This is a genomic window from Enorma timonensis (assembly GCF_000321165.1).
In the GTDB taxonomy this organism is placed as follows: Bacteria; Actinomycetota; Coriobacteriia; order Coriobacteriales; family Coriobacteriaceae; genus Enorma.
Genome location: NZ_CAPF01000065.1, coordinates 1 through 21,187 on the forward strand (window position 1 = coordinate 1; position 21,187 = coordinate 21,187).

General features: G+C 67.3%; 21 protein-coding genes. 10 read left to right on the forward strand and 11 right to left on the reverse strand.

What is annotated here, in order from left to right:
- Positions 1-80 precede the first annotated feature (80 nt).
- From asnS to BN423_RS07755, 7 genes are all read left to right on the forward strand, one after another.
- Positions 81-1,520, forward strand: a complete 1,440-nt coding sequence (gene asnS, locus BN423_RS07725) for an asparagine--tRNA ligase (RefSeq protein WP_019239688.1) — start codon at positions 81-83, stop codon at positions 1,518-1,520.
- Between the two features lie 174 nt (positions 1,521-1,694).
- Complete coding sequence (locus BN423_RS07730; RefSeq protein WP_232385537.1) at positions 1,695-2,669, forward strand: hypothetical protein; 975 nt, start codon at positions 1,695-1,697, stop codon at positions 2,667-2,669.
- A 133-nt stretch (positions 2,670-2,802) separates the two neighbouring features.
- Positions 2,803-3,816 (forward strand): ABC transporter substrate-binding protein, encoded by a 1,014-nt coding sequence (locus tag BN423_RS07735; protein WP_019239690.1) that lies wholly within the window; start codon positions 2,803-2,805, stop codon positions 3,814-3,816.
- Between the two features lie 66 nt (positions 3,817-3,882).
- Positions 3,883-4,914 carry an ABC transporter substrate-binding protein gene (locus tag BN423_RS07740; protein ID WP_019239691.1) on the forward strand — a complete coding sequence of 344 codons (1,032 nt, stop codon included), beginning with the start codon at positions 3,883-3,885 and terminating at the stop codon, positions 4,912-4,914.
- A gap of 315 nt (positions 4,915-5,229) precedes the next feature.
- On the forward strand, positions 5,230-6,186 hold the full coding sequence (locus BN423_RS07745) for an ABC transporter permease (RefSeq protein WP_019239692.1): 957 nt from the start codon (positions 5,230-5,232) through the stop codon (positions 6,184-6,186).
- Positions 6,187-6,189: 3 nt separating this feature from the next.
- The gene (locus BN423_RS07750; RefSeq protein WP_019239693.1) at positions 6,190-6,984 is read left to right on the forward strand and encodes an ABC transporter ATP-binding protein; all 795 of its coding nucleotides are present in this window, start codon (positions 6,190-6,192) and stop codon (positions 6,982-6,984) included.
- A gap of 104 nt (positions 6,985-7,088) precedes the next feature.
- Positions 7,089-7,808, forward strand: a complete 720-nt coding sequence (locus BN423_RS07755) for a DNA alkylation repair protein (RefSeq protein WP_019239694.1) — start codon at positions 7,089-7,091, stop codon at positions 7,806-7,808.
- Between the two features lie 37 nt (positions 7,809-7,845).
- Here BN423_RS07755 and BN423_RS07760 read toward each other — a convergent pair whose 3' ends face one another.
- The 5 genes from BN423_RS07760 to BN423_RS07780 form a co-directional block, all read right to left on the reverse strand.
- On the reverse strand, positions 7,846-8,139 hold the full coding sequence (locus BN423_RS07760; protein WP_019239695.1) for a TFIIB-type zinc ribbon-containing protein: 294 nt from the start codon (positions 8,137-8,139) through the stop codon (positions 7,846-7,848).
- A 122-nt stretch (positions 8,140-8,261) separates the two neighbouring features.
- Positions 8,262-8,804, reverse strand: coding sequence for a hypothetical protein (locus BN423_RS07765; protein WP_232385538.1), 543 nt, complete (start codon positions 8,802-8,804; stop codon positions 8,262-8,264).
- Between the two features lie 213 nt (positions 8,805-9,017).
- Positions 9,018-10,373, reverse strand: coding sequence for a M18 family aminopeptidase (locus BN423_RS07770; RefSeq protein WP_019239697.1), 1,356 nt, complete (start codon positions 10,371-10,373; stop codon positions 9,018-9,020).
- 26 nt (positions 10,374-10,399) lie between these two features.
- Entirely contained in the window at positions 10,400-10,816 is a 417-nt protein-coding gene (locus BN423_RS07775; RefSeq protein WP_019239698.1) for a peptide deformylase, read from the reverse strand.
- 159 nt (positions 10,817-10,975) lie between these two features.
- Positions 10,976-13,546: an excinuclease ABC subunit UvrA gene (locus BN423_RS07780; protein WP_019239699.1), complete on the reverse strand. Its 2,571-nt coding sequence runs from the start codon at positions 13,544-13,546 to the stop codon at positions 10,976-10,978.
- 187 nt (positions 13,547-13,733) lie between these two features.
- On the opposite strand from BN423_RS07780, the gene BN423_RS07785 reads away from it, so the two are divergent.
- The 3 genes from BN423_RS07785 to BN423_RS07795 all read left to right on the forward strand — a co-directional run bounded on the left by BN423_RS07785 (position 13,734) and on the right by BN423_RS07795 (position 15,205).
- Positions 13,734-14,534 (forward strand): mechanosensitive ion channel family protein, encoded by an 801-nt coding sequence (locus BN423_RS07785; RefSeq protein ID WP_019239700.1) that lies wholly within the window; start codon positions 13,734-13,736, stop codon positions 14,532-14,534.
- Positions 14,535-14,621: 87 nt separating this feature from the next.
- Positions 14,622-14,915: a type II toxin-antitoxin system Phd/YefM family antitoxin gene (locus tag BN423_RS07790; protein WP_019239701.1), complete on the forward strand. Its 294-nt coding sequence runs from the start codon at positions 14,622-14,624 to the stop codon at positions 14,913-14,915.
- Complete coding sequence (locus BN423_RS07795; RefSeq protein ID WP_019239702.1) at positions 14,912-15,205, forward strand: hypothetical protein; 294 nt, start codon at positions 14,912-14,914, stop codon at positions 15,203-15,205. The genes BN423_RS07790 and BN423_RS07795 overlap by 4 nt, the downstream gene beginning before the upstream one ends.
- A gap of 280 nt (positions 15,206-15,485) precedes the next feature.
- On the opposite strand, the gene BN423_RS07805 is transcribed toward BN423_RS07795, so the two are convergent.
- The 6 genes from BN423_RS07805 to BN423_RS07830 form a co-directional block, all read right to left on the reverse strand.
- A complete protein-coding gene (locus BN423_RS07805) occupies positions 15,486-15,755 on the reverse strand; it encodes a hypothetical protein (protein ID WP_019239704.1) in 270 nt (89 codons plus the stop codon).
- Positions 15,756-15,760: 5 nt separating this feature from the next.
- A complete protein-coding gene (locus BN423_RS07810) occupies positions 15,761-16,021 on the reverse strand; it encodes a hypothetical protein (RefSeq protein ID WP_019239705.1) in 261 nt (86 codons plus the stop codon).
- 154 nt (positions 16,022-16,175) lie between these two features.
- Entirely contained in the window at positions 16,176-17,285 is a 1,110-nt protein-coding gene (gene leuB / locus BN423_RS07815; protein WP_019239706.1) for a 3-isopropylmalate dehydrogenase, read from the reverse strand.
- A 100-nt stretch (positions 17,286-17,385) separates the two neighbouring features.
- Positions 17,386-17,895: a 3-isopropylmalate dehydratase small subunit gene (locus tag BN423_RS07820; RefSeq protein WP_019239707.1), complete on the reverse strand. Its 510-nt coding sequence runs from the start codon at positions 17,893-17,895 to the stop codon at positions 17,386-17,388.
- 107 nt (positions 17,896-18,002) lie between these two features.
- The gene (gene leuC, locus BN423_RS07825) at positions 18,003-19,268 is read right to left on the reverse strand and encodes a 3-isopropylmalate dehydratase large subunit (RefSeq protein ID WP_026089046.1); all 1,266 of its coding nucleotides are present in this window, start codon (positions 19,266-19,268) and stop codon (positions 18,003-18,005) included.
- Between the two features lie 340 nt (positions 19,269-19,608).
- On the reverse strand, positions 19,609-21,132 hold the full coding sequence (locus BN423_RS07830; RefSeq protein ID WP_019239709.1) for a 2-isopropylmalate synthase: 1,524 nt from the start codon (positions 21,130-21,132) through the stop codon (positions 19,609-19,611).
- Positions 21,133-21,187 lie beyond the last annotated feature (55 nt).

Here is a 21,187-nt window from a genome sequence, read left to right on the forward strand (position 1 = left end):
GTCCCCATTGACTCGTTATCGGCGGTAGCTGCTATTATGAGAAGGTTGCATGTGCACAGAAGGTACCGAGGGAGCACCACATGAACCGCACCAAGATCGCCCAGCTCTACGCCCAGGCCGAGGAGCTGGGGGGCAGCACCGTCACCGTCGCCGGTTGGATCAAGTCCGTCCGCGACATGAAGAACTTCGGCTTCGTCACCGTGAACGACGGCAGCTGCTTCCGCGACCTGCAGATCGTCATGAACCGCGAGACGCTCGCCAACTACGACGACATCGCACATCAGAACGTCTCGGCCGCCATCTCCGCGACGGGCACCCTCAAGCTCACCCCGGACGCGCCGCAGCCCTTCGAGCTCACGGCGGAGTCCATCGAGGTCGTGGGTCCCTCCGCGCCGGACTACCCGCTTCAGAAGAAGCGCGCCACGGTCGAGTTCCTGCGCACCCAGCAGCACCTGCGCCCGCGCACGAACCTCTTCCGCGCCGTGTTCCGCATCCGCTCCGTTGCCGCCGCGGCCATCCACCGCTTCTTCCAGGAGCGCGGCTTCGTGTACGTGAACACGCCCATCATCACGACCTCGGACTGCGAGGGCGCCGGCGAGATGTTCCGCGTCACCACCATCGACCCCGCGAACCCGCCGCTCGTGAGCGCGGAGCAGGCCGCCGCCTCGGATGGCGCGCTCACCGCCGGCGAGGTGGACTGGAGCCAGGACTTCTTCGGCAAGCCCGCGTCGCTCACCGTCTCGGGGCAGCTCAACGCCGAGAACTTCGCCATGGCCTTCGGCGACGTCTACACCTTCGGCCCGACGTTCCGCGCCGAGAACTCCAACACCACGCGCCACGCCGCCGAGTTCTGGATGATCGAGCCCGAGATCGCCTTCGCCGACCTCGAGGACGACATGAACCTGGCCGAGGCCATGCTGAAGTACGTCATCCGCGACGTGCAGGAGCGCTGCCCGGACGAGCTCGGCATGCTCAACAAGTTCGTGGACAAGGGCCTCATCGACCGCCTCGAGCACGTGGCGAGCTCCGACTTCGCGCGCGTGACCTACACCGAGGCTGTTCAGATCCTGGAGCGCGCCGTGGCCGACGGGCACGCCTTCGACTACCCCGTGAGCTGGGGCATCGACCTGCAGACCGAGCATGAGCGCTACCTCACCGAGCAGCACTTCAAGCGCCCGACGTTCGTGACGGACTACCCGACCGAGATCAAGGCCTTCTACATGCGCCTGAACGACGACGGCAAGACCGTCGCCGCCGCCGACTGCCTCGTGCCGGGCATCGGCGAGATCATCGGCGGCAGCCAGCGCGAGGAGCGGCCCGACGTGCTCGAGCGCCGCATCGCCGAGCTGGGCATGGACGCGAGCCAGTACCGGTACTACCTCGACCTGCGCCGCTACGGCACCTGCCCGCACGCGGGCTTCGGCCTGGGCTTCGAGCGCCTCGTGATGTACCTCACGGGCGTGGGCAACATCCGCGACGTCATCCCGCACCCGCGCACGGTGGGGAACGCCGAGTTCTAACCACCCCGCCGACCTTGCACGAATCCGACAGCTGCCAGGGGCATGCGAGATTCGTGCCATGTTGAGAAAACCGCCCACCGCCCGCCGACGGGAACGCACCGTCCGGCGGGCGGTTTCGGTTTAGGACGCCGCTTCGACTACCCTCGCTGCATCGAGCGCGCGAAAGGGGTCATCATGCGAACAACCATGGGTCGGACGGTTCCCGAGGACGAAGGTCGCCTGCAGGGGGAAGATGCGGAGATTCCCGGCACGGAGCGCGACTCCGACGGGGCGCTCGGCGGCGCGAGTGAGCCTGAGGACGCAGCCGACCGCACGGGCGGACCACACGGCCGCGTCTCGATGGGCGTCCTCAGGACGCTTTTCATCCTGAACATCCTCGAGGAGCGCACCGACGCGCACCACGGCATCACCACCGACCGCATCAGGGCGCTGCTCGCGGCACCCGACGACCCCGGCACCCCGGTGCTCACGGCGAGCCGCGGCGCGGTGCGCTCCTCCATCGACACGCTGCGCGCCGCGGGCTTCAAGATCATCACCCGCGGGCGCCGCGGCTACGCCCTCGTGGAGCACCCGCTCGGCGACCGCGACGCGGAGCTCGCCGTGCGCGCCCTCGCGAGCAGCCGCCTGCTGAGCCCCGCCCAGCGCAGGCACCTCATCGAGCGTATCCTGCACTTCGCCTCCCCGACCCAGCGCGCCGCGCTCGCGCCGAAGGCCCCGGACGAGCCCGCACCCGCAGGCTGCCCTGCATCGAAGCGCGAGGGCACGGAGAGGCGCTTCTACGTCGACAGCCCCGAGGCGCTCGTACGGCACGCGATCGCAGAGGACGCCCCCATCGCCTTCGAGCTCGCGCGCGAGGTGCTTGTGCCGGATCGCGGCTCGCGCCACCGCTCGCCCGCGCACCCGTCCGACCCGCCCCGGGGCTTTGGCAAGCGCCAGCGCATGCAGCCGACGGGTCTGTACGAATCCCATGGGGAGGTGTTCGTCCAGGGCACCTCGCTCGACATGGAGATCGGGTTCGTGGCCGTCGCGCGCACGCTCAGACTCGACCGCCTGGCCAACCTCTCCTGCATCGACGGCCAGGGCGACCTGCGCATCGCACCCGGCCAGGCTGCAACGGACTCCGCGCCGGCGCCCTACGTTAAGAGTTAGTGACGTAGCGTGCGCCCTCGGGGTTCGCGAGGGGCGGTCGCTATGATGGGGGAACCTGACCCTATCGGGGCCAATTCCATCATATCGACGGCGGGCAGCAAACGGTGCCCGCCCCGCGTTATCGGAGGAAGCCATGTATCAGCCATCAATCAGTCGTCGCGGCCTCATCGCCACCCTCGCCGCCGCCAGCGCGCTGCCGCTCGCTGCATGCGGTAGCGAGGACACGAAGGAGGACGGCTCCGCGGGGAGCGCGTCCGCTTCGGACGGCAAGACCTATAAGATCGGCGTCCTGCAGCTCACGCAGCATGCGGCGCTCGATCAGACGAACGAGGGCTTCATCAAGGCGCTCGACGAGGCGGGCATCTCCTACGACGCCGACCAGCAGAACGCCTCGAACGACCAGACGGCCTGCCAGACCATCGCGCAAACGTTCGTGAACGATGGCAGCGACCTCATCTTCGCCATCGGCACCCCAGCCGCCCAGGCGGTCGCCGCCGCGACGTCGGAGATCCCCATCGTGGGCTCGGCCATCACCGACTTCGAGTCCGTGGGCCTCGTGAGCTCGAACGACGCCCCCGGCGGCAACGTCACCGGCAGCTCCGACCTCACCCCCGTCTCCGATCAGATCGACCTGCTCGTCAAGCTCGTCCCCGACTGCAAGACCGCGGGCATCCTCTACTGCACGGCCGAGAGCAACTCCACCATCCAGGTCGACCTCGCCAAGGAGGCGCTCGATGGCTACGACCTCCCCTATGAGGAGTTCACCGTCTCGAGCTCGAACGAGATCCAGTCCGTCGTGGAGACCGCCGTGGGCAAGGTCGACGCCATCTACGCCCCTACGGATAACACCATCGCGGCCGCCATGGCGCAGGTCTCCTCCATCGCCGACGAGGCGGGCGTGCCCGTGATCGTGGGCTGCGACACCATGGTCGAGGACGGCGGCACCGCTTCTTACAGCATCAACTACGTCGACCTCGGCCACAAGGCGGGCGAGATGGCGGTCCGCATCCTCACCGAGGGCGAGAACCCGGCGGACATGCCCATCGAGTACCTCGACGCGAGCGAGTGCACGCTCATCGCCAACCAGGCATCCGCCGATGCCTGCGGTGTCGACCTCGGCATCCTCGATAACCCGAAGATCGTCTAGCTTCCCGGGTGAGGTCGGCACCCCACCCGGACCGTTCCTGCACCGCACATGGAAAAGGAGACCGTCATGGAACACACGAACATCAGCCGTCGCAGCTTCGCAGCCGGCCTCGCGGGCGCTGGAGCGCTCGCACTCGGCACGCTCGGCATCGCCGGCTGCTCCGGAGAGGACAACGCCGACGCGGCCGGTTCGGGAGCCGCCTCCGGCACGACGTACAAGATCGGCATCCTGCAGCTCACGCAGCACGCCGCGCTCGATGCGGCCAACGAGGGCTTCATCGCCGCGCTCGATGACTCCGGCATCTCCTACGACGCCGACCAGCAGAACGCCTCGAACGACCAGAACGCCTGCCAGACCATCGCCCAGACCTTCGTGAACGACGGCAGCGATCTTATCCTGGCCATCGCCACACCGGCTGCACAGGCCGCCCTCGGCGCGACGAGCGATATCCCCATCGTCGGCACCGCCATCACCGACTTCGCGGCCTCCGGCCTCGTCGATTCGAACGATGCCCCCGGCGGCAACCTCACCGGCACCTCCGACATGAACCCGGTCGCCGACCAGATCGCCCTGCTCCAGCAGCTTGTGCCCGACGCGTCGAACGTCGGCCTGCTCTTCTGCACCGCCGAGAGCAACTCCGAGATCCAGATCGCGCTCGCGGAGGAGGAGCTCGACGCGGCCGGCATCGCGCACGAGCGCTACACCGTTTCGAGTTCGAACGAGATCCAGTCCGTCGTGGAATCGATGGTCGGTCAGGTCGACGCCGTCTACACCCCCACCGACAACACCATCGCCGCCGCCATGACGCAGGTGGCGAGCATCGCGAACGCCGCCGGCGTCCCCACAATCTGCGGCGAAGTGGGCATGGTCGAGGCGGGTGGCCTCGCGTCCGTGAGCATCAACTACTACGAGCTGGGCTACCGCGCGGGCGAGATGGCCGTCCAGATCCTCACCGAGGACGCAGACCCCGCTGAGATGCCCATCGAAACCATGAGCGCCGATGAGTGCGACCTCGTGTATAACCAGGAAACGGCCGACGAGCTCGGCATCGACGTCTCCGCGATCGTCGAGCAGGGCGCCGAGGACGTCTCCGCGTGATGTAAATTTACCCCAGCGACTTTTTTACATCCGCCGCGCATCCGCTGCGCACGCGCCATTGCCCCAGCGACTCTTTGACATCGACCGCGCCACCGCGCGCGCAGATGTAAAAAAGTCGCTGGGGTTATTTTACTTTGGCAGGATGTGCCCTTGAGCAGCCCTTGCGCGTTTCTGAACCATTACAGAAGGCGCCTTGGGTGGCATTTCATGCGCAACGTGATACACTTTCGGCGTATTTTATGCAAGAAGTACTTGCATCGACCCCGGTGGGCGCGCCCATCGGGGTTCGTTTGGCAATAGAGGAGGGAGAAGCTCATGGGGCTCGCCATGCTTGGTGCCGTCTCGCAAGGCATTCTCTGGGGCGTCATGGTCCTTGGCGTCTATATCACCTATAAGCTGCTCGACATCGCGGACCTCACCGTGGACGGCAGCTTCGCGCTCGGCGGCGCCGTGTGCGCGGTGCTCGTCGTGGGCGGGGTCAACCCCGTCCTCGCCATCTTCGCCGCGATGCTCGCCGGCATGGTGGCGGGCGCCGTGACGGGCTTCCTCCACACGGTGTTCGAGATTCCCGCCATCCTCGCGGGCATCCTCACGCAGATCGCCCTGTGGTCGGTGAACCTGCGCATCATGGGCAAGTCGAACACGCCGCTTCTGCGCGTGGACACGCTCTTCTCCACCGTCACCGACGCCACCGGGCTGCCGCAGAACGTGGCCTCGATCCTCATCGGCCTCGTCTTCGCGGTCATCCTCATCGCCGGCCTCTACTGGTTCTTCGGCACCGAGATCGGCTCGGCGTGCCGCGCCACCGGCAACAACGAGGCCATGGTGCGGGCGCTCGGCGTGAACACCAAGGTCACGAAGATGATCGCCCTCACCCTTTCCAACGGCCTCGTGGGCCTCTCCGGCGGCCTCGTGTGCGAGAGCCAGAGCTACGCGGATATCGGCATGGGCACGGGCGCCATCGTGATCGGCCTCGCCGCCATCGTGATCGGCGAGGTGCTCGGCCGCCTCACCCCCGGCAAGCTCCGCTCCTTCGGCAGCCGCCTCACCGCCGCGGTGGTCGGCTCGATCGTGTACTTCCTCATCCGCGCCATCGTGCTCCAGATGGGCATGGACGCGAACGACATGAAGCTCATCTCGGCCGTCATCGTGGCGCTCGCCCTCTGCATTCCGGTGGTCTGGGAGCGCTACCAGCTCAGGCGCTCGTACGCGCGCGCCCTCAAAGCGTCGCCCGCGAGCGGCGCGGCCGATTCCTCGAACGGGGGGCGATAACCCATGCTGACCATGAACGGCGTCTCCAAGACGTTCAATGCGGGCACCGTCAACGAGAAGCGCGCGCTCATCGACTGCAACCTGCACCTCGCGGCCGGCGACTTCGTCACCGTCATCGGCGGCAACGGCGCGGGCAAGTCGACGCTCATGAACATGATCGCCGGCGTGTACCCCATCGACGCGGGCACCATCACCCTCGACGGCAAGAACATCTCCCGGCTCTCCGAGCCCGCGCGCGCCCGCTACCTGGGCCGCGTGTTCCAGGATCCCATGATGGGCACGGCCGCCGACATGCAGATAGTCGAGAACCTCGCCATGGCGCGCCGCCGCGGCAAGACCCGCACGCTCGCCTGGGGCGTGACGCGCGCCGAGAAGGAGGGGTACGCCGATCGCCTGCGCGAACTCGGGCTCGGGCTCGAGAAGCGCCTCACGAGCAAGGTCGGCCTGCTCTCCGGCGGCCAGCGCCAGGCGCTCACCCTGCTCATGGCGACCCTTGTGGAGCCCAAGCTGCTGCTGCTCGACGAGCACACCGCGGCGCTCGACCCCAAGACCGCCGCGAAGGTGCTCGAGCTCACCGAGAAGATCGTGGCCGAGCACAACCTCACCACGCTCATGGTCACGCACAACATGAACGACGCCATCCGCCTGGGCAACCGCCTCATCATGATGCACGAGGGGCGCATCATCTACGATGTCCGGGGCGCGGAGAAGGCGGCGCTCACCGTGGGCGACCTGCTGCAGAAGTTCGAGGAGGTCTCGGGCGGCGAGCTCGCGAACGACCGCATGCTGCTCAATTAGACCGGTTGGAGCGCAAGCGTTTGAAGGCGCGGGAGTGCGGTGGGTCGCTGTGCCCCGCGCGCTCCCGCGCCTTTTCTTGTAGCCTCGACAGCTAAGGAGGCACTATGGACATACGTGCAGGGCTCGAAGCGATCGCAGACCCCGCATACCGGGACTTCCAGGCGAAGCTCGTGCCCACGGTCGCGCCCGACCGGATCCTCGGCGTGCGCATACCCGCGCTGCGGAAGTTCGCCCGTGCGCTCTGGCGCGACCGGCGCGCCGAGGCGCTCGCCTTCCTGGACCAGCCGCTTCCCCACGGCACGTACGACGAGATGAACCTCCATGCCGAGCTCATCGGACACGCCGCGGGCACCGTGGAGGAGGCGTTCTCGCTGCTCGAGGCGTTCCTGCCTGCCGTCGACAACTGGGCGACCTCAGACCTCATCCGCGTGCCCGCGTTCAAGCGCGACCTTCCCCGCGTGCTCGAGCGGCTCAATGCATGGATGCGCGCGACGGGCGGCGGCACGGAGTACCTCGTGCGCTTCGCCGTGACCCAGCTCATGGAGCTCTACCTCGGCGACGCTTTCGAACCCGAGCAGCTCCGGTGGGTCGCCGCCATCGCGCGGCCGGAATACTACGTCAACATGGCGCGGGCGTGGTACTTCTCCTATGCCCTCATCAAGCAGCCCGAAGCGACCCTGCCGCTCTTCGAGGAGCGCCGGGCGGACGGGTCGACCATCATCGATGCATGGACGCACAACGCGTCGCTCCAGAAGGCGCGCGAATCCCGCCGGATCGATCCCGAGTTGAAAACGCGCTTGCAGGCGCTCAGGGTGCGGCGCTGAGTGGGCTCGCGCCCCGCTCCGTCGCCCGGCAGCCCGTCTATTCCCCGCCGAAGATCTCCATGATGTCCCCGAGCGCGGACATGGGGCTCTTCTTTTTCTTGTGCTCGCGATAGCGTTTCTCGTCGTAGCGACGATCGTCGTAGCGCTCGTCCCGGTACTCGCGGCGATCGTCATCGCGGTAGTCGGCGCGCGCCCCGCGGGCACGGTCGACGATCTTATCGAGCTCGCCACGGTCGAGCCAGATGCCGCGGCACTCCGGGCAGTAGTCGATCTCGACACCGTTCTTCTCGCTCATGAGCAGCGTGACGTCCTTGCATACAGGGCACTTCATGGGGACTCCCTCCCGGTAGATACCGCCAGGCGGCGGTGCAGCGAATTGGGGGAGTTATACCCTGGAACTGCCGGGGGCCATACACTCCCGGCGCATCGTTTTGTCCGTGTTTACCGACGGCGTTAGAACCACCAGTCGATGTCGTGCCGGAGGTGCACGGCCACTTTGCCGGGCTCGTCCAGATCGGTCACGAGCACGACCGTCCAATTGCCCGGATCGAACACCATGCCGCCGTCATCGGTCACGATCACGAGGTCGGCGAGATCGATGCCGCGCGCCTCGAGGATGCGCTGGGCGTTCGACCACTTCTCGTTCAGGATGTCCGAAAGATCCGCCGCGCGCAGCACGTCCTCATCTGAGGCATCGTCGTCCACGGCGGCATCGTCATCCGTGGCGTCCTTATCGTCCGTGCTCGGCGTGATGGCATCGATCGCATCGTCGTCGCTTGTCTGGCCACCGGTCGCCTGCTGGCTCTGCTGCGCCGCACTCAGGGCTTCGGATACGAGCGAGCGCTGCGACACGAGCTCGTTCGCGAGCACGACGACGACCACGATGAGCACCACCGCGACGCCCGCGAGCACCGCCGTGGCGATCTTGCCGCGGCGCGCCGTGCGCTCGAGCCGCACGAACCGCTCCTCGACCGACGAGGGGGCGTCCCCAGGCATGGGGTTCCCCGGCGCGGAAGGCTGCGGGGTGGGTATGTGCTTCGTCCAACCTACCTGCGTATCGCCCATCGGGCTCGCTCCTTTCCCGCCGCGCGAAGCGGTGCCTTCGATCAGACTGCACCATGGCGGCACAGCAGGGATACCCCGCGCGTGCAGCCGTTAATCGCCCTCCATGCCGTGCACAGAAGCGGGGGCTTCTCCGCCAAGGCGCAGCTACAGCGCGGCGGCGTGCGCCCCGTCGATGCGCAGGTCCGCCTCGAAAAACGCTTGCAGCGCGCGTTCCGCGAGCAGCACGTCGCGCGCACCCGCCGTCTCATAGGCGGAATGCATGGCGAGCTGCGCGCAGCCCACGTCCACGCCGTGCATGCTCGCCTGGATGTTCGACAGGTTGCCCAGGGTCGAGCCGCCCGCCATGTCGCTGCGGTTCGCATAGGCCTGCACGGAGACGCCCGCGCGCTCGCAGATGGCCATGAACACCGCGCGGCTGAACGCATCGGTGCAGTAATGCTGGTTCGCCGCCTCCTTGACGACGATGCCCCCGTTCATGCGGCAGCGGTTCGACGGGTCGCACGCGTCCGGCCGGTTGGGATGCACCGCATGCGCGTTGTCGCAGCTCACGAGCATGGACTTCGCGAGCGCGCGGCGGTACTCCTCGGGCGTGCGGCCGAGCGACGCGGCGAGGCGCGCAAGCGTGTCCGGCAGGAAGGTCGACATCGCGCCCTGCTTGGTGTTCGACCCCACCTCCTCGTTATCGAAGCAGCACCAGACGCGCACCGCCGCGTCGTTGCGGGCGGCGAGGAACGCGCGAAGGGAGGTGAAGACGCACATGAGGTCGTCGATGCGCGGCGCGGAGACGAACTCGTCCGCCGCGCCCCACACGCGCCCGGGCACGCGGTTCACCAAGAAGAGGTCGAAGCCGAGCACATCGGTCGCAGCGACCCCCGCCTCATGGGCGATGAGCTCCACGAACGCGCCCTCGTCGAGCTCGCCCGCCGAGATGAGCGGGAAGAGGTCGCGGGCGCGGTTCGGCGAGAAGGCCTTGTTCTGGCTGTGGTCGAGGTGGATAGCGAGGCTCGGGATGAGCGCGAGGTCGCGGTCGGGCGCGATGAGGCGACTCTCCACGCCCGCGGGGGCATCCGCGTCCTGGTCGGCGCCCGTGCGCACGAGCACGCGCCCGGCGATAGAGAGCGGCCGGTCGAACCAGGTGTAGTCGAGCATGCCGCCGTACGCCTCGACCGAGAGGCGCCGGTAGCCCGCCTCGCCGCCGAGCTCGGGCGCGGCCTTCAGTTTGAACGTGGGCGAATCACCATGTGCGGCGGTGATCTGAAAGTGGAACCGGTCGGGCTCCGCGGCGTGCGCGCCCACCGCGAAGGCGATGACGCTCGAGCCGTTGCGCTCGACGAAATAGCGGCCGCCGGGCGCGACCTCCCAGGCATCGCCCTCGCGCAGGCGCGTGAAACCCGCCGCCTCCAGGCGCGCGCATGCCGTCGCCGCCGCGTGGAACGCGCTCGGGCAGGCCTCGATGAACTCGATGAGCTCCTGCGCGGCGCGCAGCTCCGCCTCCGTCATCCCGTGCTCCCCTCCCCGCGGCCGTGCTAGACGAGCTTGCCGGCGCAGTGGTCGATGCCGTGCTGTACGAGCTCGGCCGTCCAACCGGAAAGGCGCTTCGTGCGGCTCACGAGCTTGCCGTTCGAGATGACCTGGTAGCCCACGGAGATCATCTGGAAGCGCTTCACCTCGCTCACCTCTTCGAGCGAAAGACAGCTCTCCTGCACGCGGTAGGGCTGCGCGGCCATCTTGATCTTGGGGTTGAACATCACGGCGATGCGGCCGTTGTCCTCGTAGGCGATGACCGCCTTGCGCGAGCCGATCTGGTTCGCCGCGAGGCAGACGCAATCCTCGAGCGACTCGATGGTGTCGCGAAGATCCTGCGCGACCTCGGCGTCGTCGGCGGTCGCGGGCTCGGCCGGCTGGCTCAGGAAGTCCCTATCCTTCACGATGTCCTTGATCATGCTCTTCCTTCCTTGGATCTACCATGCATGCAACCTGAACATTGTACCTGTCGAGGGGTTGGTTGGGGACGTGTTCCTTTCAACCCATTCATCCGTAGGCCAGCGAAAAAAAGGTTGAAAGGAACACGTCCCCAACCAACCCCCCTCCCAACGAATCTATCAGGACAGTTCCTCGGCGATGTAGCGGCCGGTGACGCTCTCCGCGCAGGCGGCGACCTCCTCGGGCGTGCCCGCCGCGACGATGCGCCCGCCCGCTTCCCCGCCGCCGGGGCCCAGGTCGATCACGTAGTCCGCGTTGACGATCATGTCCAGGTCGTGCTCGATCACCACCACCGTGGCGCCGTTGTCGATGAGCCGCTGCAGCACGCCGAGCAGCACCTCCACGTCGAGCGGGTGCAGGCCGATCGTGGGCTCGTCGAACACGAAGAGCGCGTTCTCCTGGTTGCGCGTGAGCTCGCTCGCGAGCTTGAGGCGCTGTGCCTCGCCGCCGGAAAGCACCGGCGTGGCCTCTCCCAGGGTGAGGTATCCCAGGCCGAGGTCGCGCAGGATGCCGAGCTTCGTCTTCGCGGACGTGAGCCGCGTCTCCCCGAGCGCCTCGAGCGCCTGGTCCACGGTGTAGCCCAGCAGCTCCGGCAGGCTGATGTCGCCCGCGAGATGCACCGCGCGCGCTTCCGGGGCGTAGCGCGAGCCCCCGCAATCCGGGCACGGGATGTCCACGTCGGGCAGGAACTGCACGTCGAGCGAGATCTGCCCCGTGCCGTCGCAGGTGGGACAGCGCAGCGACCCGGTGTTGTAGGAGAACGCGCCCGCCTTGAGGCCGCGCTCACGCGCGTCGGGGGTCTTCGCGAAGGCGCGGCGCAGGTCGTCCATGACGCCCGAGTACGTCGCCACCGTGGAGCGCACGTTCGCCCCGATAGGGGTCGCGTCGATGAGGTTCACGCGCTCGATGCCGCCCGGGTCGCACGAGCGCACGTGCACGGGCATCGGCACCGCCGCATCCGGGTTCTTCGCATGCTGGCTGGCGCGGAGCGCGGGGATGAGGCTCTCGAGCACGAGCGTGGTCTTGCCCGAGCCCGAGACGCCCGTCACCGCGACGAGCCGTCCGCGCGGAATCTCGACCTCAAGCGGCTTCACGGTGTGGATGGCATCGGTCGCAAGCCGCACCGCACCGCGCGCGCACACCTCGTCCGCCCGGGCGCGCTCACGCGTGCGCACGCGCCGCTTCCCCGTCAGGAAGGAGCCGATGCGCGTCTCCGGGCTCGCCTCCACGTCCGCGACCGTGCCCTGCGCGATCACGCGGCCACCGTTCGCACCCGACCCCGGGCCGATCTCGATGAGGTGGTCGGCGCGCCGCAGCACGCGCACGTCGTGGTCCACGAGCACCACCGAGTTGCCGTCGTCCAAAAGATCGTCCACCACGCCCAGCAGCCCCTCGACGTTCGAGGGATGCAGGCCGATCGACGGCTCGTCCAGCACGTAGAGCACCCCGCAGGTGCGGTTGCGCACCGCGCGCGCGAGCTGCACGCGCTGCCGCTCGCCCGTGGAGAGCGTCGAGCTCGCGCGGTCGAGCGAGAGATAGCCGAGCCCCAGCTGCTGCAGGCGCTCTATGGGCTCGCGCATCTCCGCCACGATGGACTGCGCCATGGGCTGCATCTCCACGGGCATGAGGCCGGGCACGCGCGGCACCCAGCGGGCAAGCTCGTCGAGCGTCATCCGCGTGGCGTCGCCCAGGTTCATGCCGTCGACCACCGGCCCGCGTGCCGCCTGCGAGAGCCGCGTGCCGCCGCAATCCGGGCAGACGTCCTCGCGCAGGAAGCGGCTCACGCGCGCCAAGCCCTTCTCGTCCTTCACCTTGGAAAGCGCGTTCTCCACGGTGTAGACGGCGTTGAAGTACGTGAAGTCGAGCTCGGCGAAGTCGTCACCCTTCTTGGACCGGTACAGGATGTGCTTCTTCACCGCGGGGCCGTGGAACACGATGTCGCGCTCCTCGGGCGTGAGCTCGCAAAACGGCACATCCGTGCGCACGCCCATGGCGCCGCAGACCTGCTTCATGAGGTCCCACATGAGCGAGCCCCACGGCAGCACGGCGCCGTCGTCGATGCTGATGGACTCGTCGGGCACGAGCGACGCCTCGTCCACCGTGCGCACGATACCCGTGCCGCCGCAGGTGGGGCAGGCGCCCGCGCTGTTGAAGGCGAGGTCCTCCGCCCCCGGCTCCATGAACTCCACGCCGCACACCGGGCAGACGGTCGCCCGGCCGAGCGCCACGTCCATGCTGGGAGGGACGTGGTGGCCGTTGGGGCACACGTGGCTCCCCAGGCGCGAGAACAGAAGCCGCAGGTAGTTGAGGAGCTCGGTCGAGGTGCCGAATGTCGAGTGCACGCCGGGGATGCCCGGGCGCTGGCGCAGGGCGAGGGCCGCGGGCACGTGGAGCACCTCGTCCACCGTGGCACGGCCGGTCTGCGCGATGCGCCGGCGCGTGTAGGTGGAGAGCGCGTCCAGGTAGCGGCGCGACCCCTCCGCATAGAGCGTGCCGAGCGCGAGCGAGCTCTTGCCGGAGCCGGAGACGCCCGCGATGCCCACGAGCTCGCCGAGCGGGATGTCCACGTCGATGTTCTTGAGGTTGTGCACGCGCGCCCCGCGCACCTCGATGCGGTCGGGGCTCATGTGCCCGTGCCGCGCCGCCTCTTCATACGCGCACGCCGCCGCTTCCTGCCGTCGCTCACCCATCTTCGTTCCTTCCGTCTTCATCTGCTCGAGCCCAGTATATCCCGCCATGAGGACAAACGTGAGATGGGTAGAATGACCGTTACGGGTAACGAGGATGCGCGGCGCGCGAATGCCGCGTCGAGCTCATGCGCAGCCGGAGCGGCTGGCGAGAACGCCCCTCGTCGCTCGCGCACGCGAGAGGAGCAACATGCAGGACATCATCACCGTGGTCAAGGGCTTGCTCGAGAGCTCCCTGTTCCGAAGCATCTTCTGGGCGTGCGTCATCTTCATCGCGACGCTCGTCGCCTCGCGGCTCGCCGTGCGGGCGCTTCGGCACGTCCTGCGCCGCGACGAGAGCCCGCTGCCCACCGTGAGCATCATCGCCAACATCGTGCGGGCGATCATCTGGGTCATCGGCGTGAGCATCATCCTCGATTCGTGCTTCGGCATCAACACGAGCTCGGTCATCGCAGCCCTCGGCGTCGGCGGTATCGCCGTCTCCCTCGGCTTCCAGGACACCCTCGCCAACCTCATCGGCGGGCTGCAGGTCACGCTCATGGGCATCGTGAAGCCCGGCGACAACATCGAGGTGGGGAGCGAGAGCGGCGTGGTGCAGGACGTGACGTGGCGGCACACGACCATCAAGGACAGCATGGGGCAGACGGTGATCGTCCCCAACTCCATCATCTCCACGACAGCGCTCGTGCACCTGCTGCCGGCGAACCGCGTGACGGTGCCGTTCACCATCCCGCGCACGAGCACGGGGGACGACGCCGCGAAGCGCGATGCGCAGCTCACGGGCACCGACGCGCTCTCCCAGCGCATCATCGACTGCGCGCGCGAGGCGGCGTCCTCGGTGTCGCCCGTCGTCAGCGGCCCCACCGTCTACTTCGCCGAAATCGCCGAGCTGGGCATCCGCGGCAAGGTCATCCTGCAGGTCAAAGACGCCGCGCAGGTCTCCGCCGCCGCCGACGCCATCGTGCGCGCGCTCGCGACGATGCTGGGGTAGCGAGCGGGCGACAGGCATATTATTCTCAGTGAATTTCATGCTATCATGAGCTCGAATCGCTGAACAAGCATATGGAGAGGGGATCGCATGCCAGCCATAGCATCGCTCACCGATTTCAATCGCAATCCGAATGCCATGCTCGAAGAGCTCAGACGCTCTCAGAATCCGATGTATCTCACCAAAAACGGCAAAGCATGCGCGGTGATCATGGACTCGGACGCCTTCGATCGCATGGTCGCAGAACGAGCGGCAACGCGTGAACGCGAGCAACGCGTATACGATGGCATCCTGCGCGGCATCGAGGATTTCCAGAACGGCGATACCACACCTGCAGCCGATGCCTTTGCCGCCGTGCGCGACCGCAAGGGCTGGCGCGCATGACGTGCCGCGTAACGCTTGCAAACAGCGTCCTCGACTTTATCGAGGAGCACGTGTATTCCGAACGCGTGCTCAAGCGCATCGAGACATACGTCGAGCTTTTGGAGGATTACCCCTATCTGGGCGCGGTATATGCCCCCGACTACCCCGCTGCGCGGCCGCCTGCCCCCTGTCGCCACATCGATATTCCCGACACGCCTTTCACGCTGTACTATGCCGTCGATGTAGAGCGGGAAGAGGTCGAAATCTTCTACATCGACTTCTCCGCAGCCGATCCGCGCGGGCGGTTTTAGACGGAAGCAGACTCGCCCGCATTCTCCACCTTCGCAAACGCCGGGTTCAAATCCATGCCCCCATCGGTAGCGTACTCGCCTTTCAGGTTCTTCTCGAACACATATGATACCCCCTGGTGCCGAGGCCCGCTCTTCATGGAATGCCAGCCGCCACGTTGCGGAGGTGAACGCATGGGGAAAGAGATTGTTGTTTTTCATCCTGAGCAATTCCTCGAGGGCTTTGCCCATAGGCGAGGCGAAGCAAGACCCGCCTTGGTTCCTCGGAGGAATCGTTGTGTTCTTAGGCCTGAGCAGCGAGGTAGTAGGCAAGCGCGTCACGATAGACCTCGGAGGTCTTGACACCCCTGCTACGGGCTATCGCAGCAACGCGCTGCGTGTCGCGAGCGTCATAGATGACCGTCACACGCCGCTTCCCCACCGCGTCGAGGTGAGAGCCGGTGAAAACCTCACCATCCCCGCTCGGGTAGTCGCCGCTTTCGTAGGGCGCGGCCATCGCATCGAGGTCGGCGTCGGTGAGGCCGTGCTTCTTCATATACTCGGAAACGTTCATGCTTCTCACCTCTCCAATCCTAGCTCGCGGAGCGTCTTGCCGCTCGGCGGGGTCATACCATGGAACACGAAGAAGAAATCGTCCTCCTCGTCGTACTGGTAGACCAGTTCCACAAGCCGCCCCCTGCCGTCGAGGCCGACCGCCAGCCATTCGCCGGTAGGTCGCTGACGATAGCTGATCATCCCGCGCATCGCGGCGGCGACATCGTCCGGCGTAACCTCCGGATGTCGCTGCGCAATCCTTGGATGAACCCCGATCGTGCTCAAGGCGGCCTCCTCTCACTCATATGATATGACATCATATCATACTTATCCATAGGCAGAGCAGATAGCCCATCGCCTCCGAAATGGGGTCATGAATCGGGGCTCCCGTCTGCGCGAGAGCCCCACGTAGAAGCACTATGAGCCGATGCATGCGCCCTTAGATGCGCTCCACCACGGCATCGCCCATGGCAGCGGTGCCGAGCACGCACTCCGCAGGCGTCTCCGCGTCCGCGATGTCCCGCGTGCGCAGCCCTGCATCGAGCACGGACGTCACCGCGGAGCGCACGGCATCGGCCGCCTCGCCCATGTCGAAGCTGTAGCGCAGCATCATCTCCACGGAGAGAATTTGCGCGAGCGGATTCGCGATGCCCTGGCCGGCGATGTCCGGCGCGCTGCCGTGGCTCGGCTCGTACAGCGCCACGCCGTCGCCCAGACTCGCGCTCGCGAGCATCCCGAGCGAGCCCGTGATCTGCGCGGCCTCGTCGGAGAGGATGTCGCCGAACATGTTCTCCGTCACCACGACGTCGAACGTGGCCGGGCGATGGATGAGCTGCATGGCGGCGTTGTCCACGAGCACGTCCTCGAGCTCCACGTCCGGGTAGTCCGCGTCGTGCACGCGGTGGACGATCTCGCGCCACATGCGGCTCGTCTCGAGCACGTTGGCCTTGTCCACGCTCGACACCTTGCCGCGGCGCTTGCGCGCAGCCTCGAACGCCTGCCGCGCGATGCGTTCCACCTCGTACTCGCGGTACTCGAGCGTATCGTAGGCGCGCTGGCCGGGCTTGCCGTCCGCGCCCGCCCCCGGCTCGTCATAGAAGCGCTCGCGCCGGCCGAAGTACAGGCCGCCCGTGAGCTCGCGCACGATCATCATGTCCACGCCGTCCACGACCTCCGGGCGCAGCGTCGACGCGCCCGCGAGCGCGGAGAAGATCTGCACGGGGCGCAGGTTCGTGTAGAGCCCGAGCTCCTTGCGGATCTTGAGCAGCCCCTGCTCGGGGCGAGGCGCCGCGGGGTCGGTCGTGTCCCACTTGGGGCCGCCGACGCTCGCGAGCAGCACGGCGTCCGATGCGCGCGCCGCATCGAGCGTCTCATCGGGCAGCGGGCTGCCCGTCGCGTCGATGGCCGCGCCGCCGATGAGCGCGTCCTCGCAAGCGAACTCCACGCCGAAGCGCTTGCCCACGGCGGCGAGCACCTTCTTGCCCTCCGCCATGATCTCCGGCCCGATGCCGTCTCCCGGCAGCGTGCAGATGCGATAGGTCTTCCTCACGTTACAACTCCAACTCCTCGAGCTTGCTCCAGATGCGAACGGGTTATCGAGCGGCATGCGAACCCCCTCCATGTAAAAACATGTAAAAATACCCCTGGGGTTATTTTGCATCGGCCGTCTGGGCGAAACGCTGCTTCGTGCGCTCCACCAGGCCGCCCGCCTCGATGATCTCGGCGATGAACGGCGGGAAGGGCTCGGCGGTGAACGTCGCGCCCGTGTCGAGGTTCGTGATGGTGCCCGTCTCGGTGTCCACCGCCACGCGCGCGCCGTCCGCGATGGCGTCGACGGCCTCGGGGCACTCCATGATGGCGAGCCCCACGTTGATGGCGTTGCGGTAGAAGATGCGCGCGAAGCTCTTGGCGATGACGCAGCTCACGCCCGCCGCCTTGAGCGCCACGGGCGCGTGCTCGCGGCTCGACCCGCAGCCGAAGTTTTCCTCGGCCACCACGATGTCGCCCGGCTGGACGCGCTCATGGAACGTGGGATCGAGGTCCTCCATGGCGTGCGCCGCCAGGTGCGCGTGATCCGAGCTGTTGAGGTAGCGCGCGGGGATGATGACGTCCGTGTCCACGTCGCGACCGTATTTGAAAACCGTGCCTTCGAAATGCATGGCGAACTCCCTACTTCCTGCTATGAACAAGGGCGAATGGGCGAACATGAGTCAATTGAACCCGTCCCCATTGACTCGGTGAGTCAAATGAACCCGTCCCCAATGACTCAGAGGGCGGAGGGGGCGGCGATGTGGCCGGCGACGGCGCTCGCGGCGGCCACGGCCGGGCTCGCGAGGTAGACCTCGGAGGTCGGATCGCCCATGCGCCCCACGAAGTTGCGGTTCGTCGTGGAGATGCAGCGCTCGCCCGCCGCGAGGATGCCCATGTACCCACCCAGGCACGGCCCGCACGTGGGAGTCGAGAAGACACAGCCCGCGTCGATGAACACGTCGGCGAGGCCCTCGGCCATGCACTGCTTGAACACCGCCTGCGTGGCGGGGATCACGATGCAGCGCACGCCCTCGGCCACGCGGCGGCCGCGCAGCACCTCGGCGGCGGCACGCATGTCCTCGATGCGGCCGTTCGTGCAGCTCCCGATGACCGCCTGGTCGATGGCGATGTGCGTGCTCTCGCTCACGGGATGCGTGTTGCTCGGCAGGTGCGGCCAGCTCACGCACGGCTTGATGTCCGCCGCGTCGATGCGCACCACGCGCGCGTACTCGGCATCCGGGTCGGCGTGGTACTCGACCGCCGGGCGCTGGCAGCGGCCCTCGAGCCAGGCGCGCGCCACGTCGTCGACCTCCATGATGCCCGCCTTGCCGCCGGCCTCGATGGCCATGTTCGAGATGGTCATGCGGCCTTCCATGGACATGTTCCGAATGGTGGAGCCGCAGAACTCCATGGCCTGGTAGAGCGCGCCGTCGACGCCGATGAGGCCGATGATGTGGAGGATGACGTCCTTCGCCGTGGCGCCGTCGGTGAGCTCGCCCTCGATCTCGAACTTGATGGTGGGCGGAACCTTGAACCACGCGCGACCGGTCGCGAGGCCCACGCCCGCGTCCGTCGAGCCCACGCCCGTCGAGAACGCGCCGAGCGCGCCGTACGTGCAGGTATGCGAGTCGGCGCCGATCACGAGGTCGCCGGGCACCACGGTGCCGGTCTCGGGCAGCAGCGCGTGCTCGATGCCCGCGCAACCCTGCTCCCAGTAGTGCGTGATCTTCTGCTCATGGGCGAAGTCGCGCATCTTCTTGGTCTGCTCGGCGCTCTTGATGTCCTTGTTCGGCGCGTAGTGATCCGGCACGAGGCACACGCGGTCGCGGTCGAACACTTCGGTCGCGCCGAGCTCGCGGAACACGTCGATGGCGATGGGCGCCGTGATGTCGTTCGCGAGCACGAGGTCGAGGTCGCACTCGACGAGCTGCCCGGGCCGCACCTCCTCGAGCCCCGCGTGAGCGGCCAAGATCTTCTCGGCAACGGTCATCGGTCGTGGCATGTCAATTCCTCCTGATACTCCTTGCCGGGGTTCGGGGGTTCTCCCCTTCGCTAGTCCTCGCTCGCTGCGGAATCGCTCAGCAGCAACGACCCAAACCCTCCGACATCGTTTCCAATCCCAATACCCTCGAAGCTCCAGTACAACATATTATAAATTGGTGTTCACGCGGCCTCTGAACCCGAATTCGGATCAGGCCGCACGGGTTACGGCCGGCCGGTGCCCGCCATGCGGCGGCGCGGCCTCGCATATCGTCCCGCGCGCAGTTCGCGCAGCGCTGTCTGAGCACGGGATGATATGCGGGGCTGCGCCGCCGCCCCGCCGGGCACTGGCCAAAGGAAGGTTACCTCGCCTGATCCGAGATGAGTCGGTTCAGCGCGTTCAGGTAGGCTTTCGTCGACGACACGATGATGTCGCCGTCCGAGCCGCGGCCGATGTACACCTCGCCGTTCTCGGCCGTCACGCGCACCGTCACCTCGCCGAGCGCGTCGATGCCGCGCGTCACGGCCTTCACCGAGAATTCGGCCAGGTCGTTCGCCACGGCGACGATCTGATCGACCGCCTTGTACGCCGCGTCGATGGGGCCGGTGCCGTACGCGCACGCGGTGAACGTCTCGCCGCCCATGTTCGTGAGCGTGATGGTGGCCGTCGGCGTGAGCGGGAAGCCGCAGGAGACCTGCACGGCGTCGAGGTTCCACACGGCGGTGCTCACGCGCTCGCGCTCGTGGACGATCGACTCCAGATCCTCGTCGTACACTTCCTTCTTCTTGTCCGCGACCTCCAGGAATGCCTGGTAGATGTCCTCGAACTCCTCGTCGGTGAAGGTGAAGCCCAGCTCGCCCATGCGATGGCGCAGCGCGGCGTGGCCGGAGCGCGCCGTGAGGATGATCTGCGAGCCGCCGGCGCCCACGTCCGCCGGGTCGATGATCTCGTAGGTGTCGCGCGCCTTGAGCACGCCGTCCTGGTGGATGCCGGAGGAGTGGGCGAAGGCGTTCGCGCCCACGATGGCCTTGTTCGCCTGCACCGTCATGCCGGTGATGGAGCTCACGAGCTTCGAGGCGCGCGTGAGCTCCTGCGTCACGATGTCGGTGTGCGCGTCGAGCTCCTCGCCGTGCATGCGGATGGCCATGACCACTTCCTCGAGCGCCGTGTTGCCCGCGCGCTCGCCCAAGCCGTTGATGGTGCACTCCACCTGCGTGGCGCCGTTGCGCACCGCCTCGATGGCGAGCGCCGTGGCCATGCCCAGGTCGTTGTGGGTGTGCACGGAGATGGTCACGTCCTCGATGCCGTCCACGCGCTCGCGCAGGTCGGCGATGCGCGCGCCGAAGGCCCACGGCAGATTGTAGCCGGTGGTGTCCGGGATGTTCACCACCGTGGCGCCCGCCTTCACGGCTGCCTCGACGATCCGCACGAGAAAGTCCTGGTCGGCGCGGCCGGCATCCTCGGCATAGAACTCGACATCGTCCACGAAGTTGCGGGCGAGCTTCACCGCGCGAACGGCGCGCTCGATGGCCTCGTCCTCCGTGAGGTGCAGCTTGTCGCGCAGATGGCTCGGGCTCACGCCCAGGCCGGTGTGGATGCGCGGACGCTTGGCGGTGCGCAGCGCCTCGGCCGCTACCTCGATGTCCTTGTCCACCGCGCGCGTGAGGCCGCAGACGGTGCAGGCGTCGCCGGCGATGCGGCCGATCTCCTCGACGCTCTTGAAGTCGCCCGGGCTCGAGATGGGGAAGCCTGCCTCGATGACATCGACGTTCATGCGGATGAGCTGCCGCGCGATGATGAGCTTCTCCTCGGTGTTCATGCTCGCGCCGGGCGACTGCTCGCCGTCTCGGAGCGTGGTGTCGAAGATGTTGATCTTGCGGGTCATGGTTCCTCCTGTGGTCGTTGCCGGGCAGATGGCGTTGCAGGAGGCGTATCGCATA

Bases quoted from the DNA above. Each gene is read 5' to 3' on its own strand.
- asnS (WP_019239688.1), top strand. From the start codon at position 81: ATGAACCGCACCAAGATCGCCCAGCTCTACGCCCAGGCCGAGGAGCTG.
- BN423_RS07730 (WP_232385537.1), top strand. From the start codon at position 1,695: ATGCGAACAACCATGGGTCGGACGGTTCCCGAGGACGAAGGTCGCCTG.
- BN423_RS07735 (WP_019239690.1), top strand. From the start codon at position 2,803: ATGTATCAGCCATCAATCAGTCGTCGCGGCCTCATCGCCACCCTCGCC.
- BN423_RS07740 (WP_019239691.1), top strand. From the start codon at position 3,883: ATGGAACACACGAACATCAGCCGTCGCAGCTTCGCAGCCGGCCTCGCG.
- BN423_RS07745 (WP_019239692.1), top strand. From the start codon at position 5,230: ATGGGGCTCGCCATGCTTGGTGCCGTCTCGCAAGGCATTCTCTGGGGC.
- BN423_RS07750 (WP_019239693.1), top strand. From the start codon at position 6,190: ATGCTGACCATGAACGGCGTCTCCAAGACGTTCAATGCGGGCACCGTC.
- BN423_RS07755 (WP_019239694.1), top strand. From the start codon at position 7,089: ATGGACATACGTGCAGGGCTCGAAGCGATCGCAGACCCCGCATACCGG.
- BN423_RS07760 (WP_019239695.1), bottom strand. From the start codon at position 8,139: ATGAAGTGCCCTGTATGCAAGGACGTCACGCTGCTCATGAGCGAGAAG.
- BN423_RS07765 (WP_232385538.1), bottom strand. From the start codon at position 8,804: ATGCCTGGGGACGCCCCCTCGTCGGTCGAGGAGCGGTTCGTGCGGCTC.
- BN423_RS07770 (WP_019239697.1), bottom strand. From the start codon at position 10,373: ATGACGGAGGCGGAGCTGCGCGCCGCGCAGGAGCTCATCGAGTTCATC.
- BN423_RS07775 (WP_019239698.1), bottom strand. From the start codon at position 10,816: ATGATCAAGGACATCGTGAAGGATAGGGACTTCCTGAGCCAGCCGGCC.
- BN423_RS07780 (WP_019239699.1), bottom strand. From the start codon at position 13,546: ATGGGTGAGCGACGGCAGGAAGCGGCGGCGTGCGCGTATGAAGAGGCG.
- BN423_RS07785 (WP_019239700.1), top strand. From the start codon at position 13,734: ATGCAGGACATCATCACCGTGGTCAAGGGCTTGCTCGAGAGCTCCCTG.
- BN423_RS07790 (WP_019239701.1), top strand. From the start codon at position 14,622: ATGCCAGCCATAGCATCGCTCACCGATTTCAATCGCAATCCGAATGCC.
- BN423_RS07795 (WP_019239702.1), top strand. From the start codon at position 14,912: ATGACGTGCCGCGTAACGCTTGCAAACAGCGTCCTCGACTTTATCGAG.
- BN423_RS07805 (WP_019239704.1), bottom strand. From the start codon at position 15,755: ATGAACGTTTCCGAGTATATGAAGAAGCACGGCCTCACCGACGCCGAC.
- BN423_RS07820 (WP_019239707.1), bottom strand. From the start codon at position 17,895: ATGCATTTCGAAGGCACGGTTTTCAAATACGGTCGCGACGTGGACACG.
- leuC (WP_026089046.1), bottom strand. From the start codon at position 19,268: ATGCCACGACCGATGACCGTTGCCGAGAAGATCTTGGCCGCTCACGCG.
- BN423_RS07830 (WP_019239709.1), bottom strand. From the start codon at position 21,132: ATGACCCGCAAGATCAACATCTTCGACACCACGCTCCGAGACGGCGAG.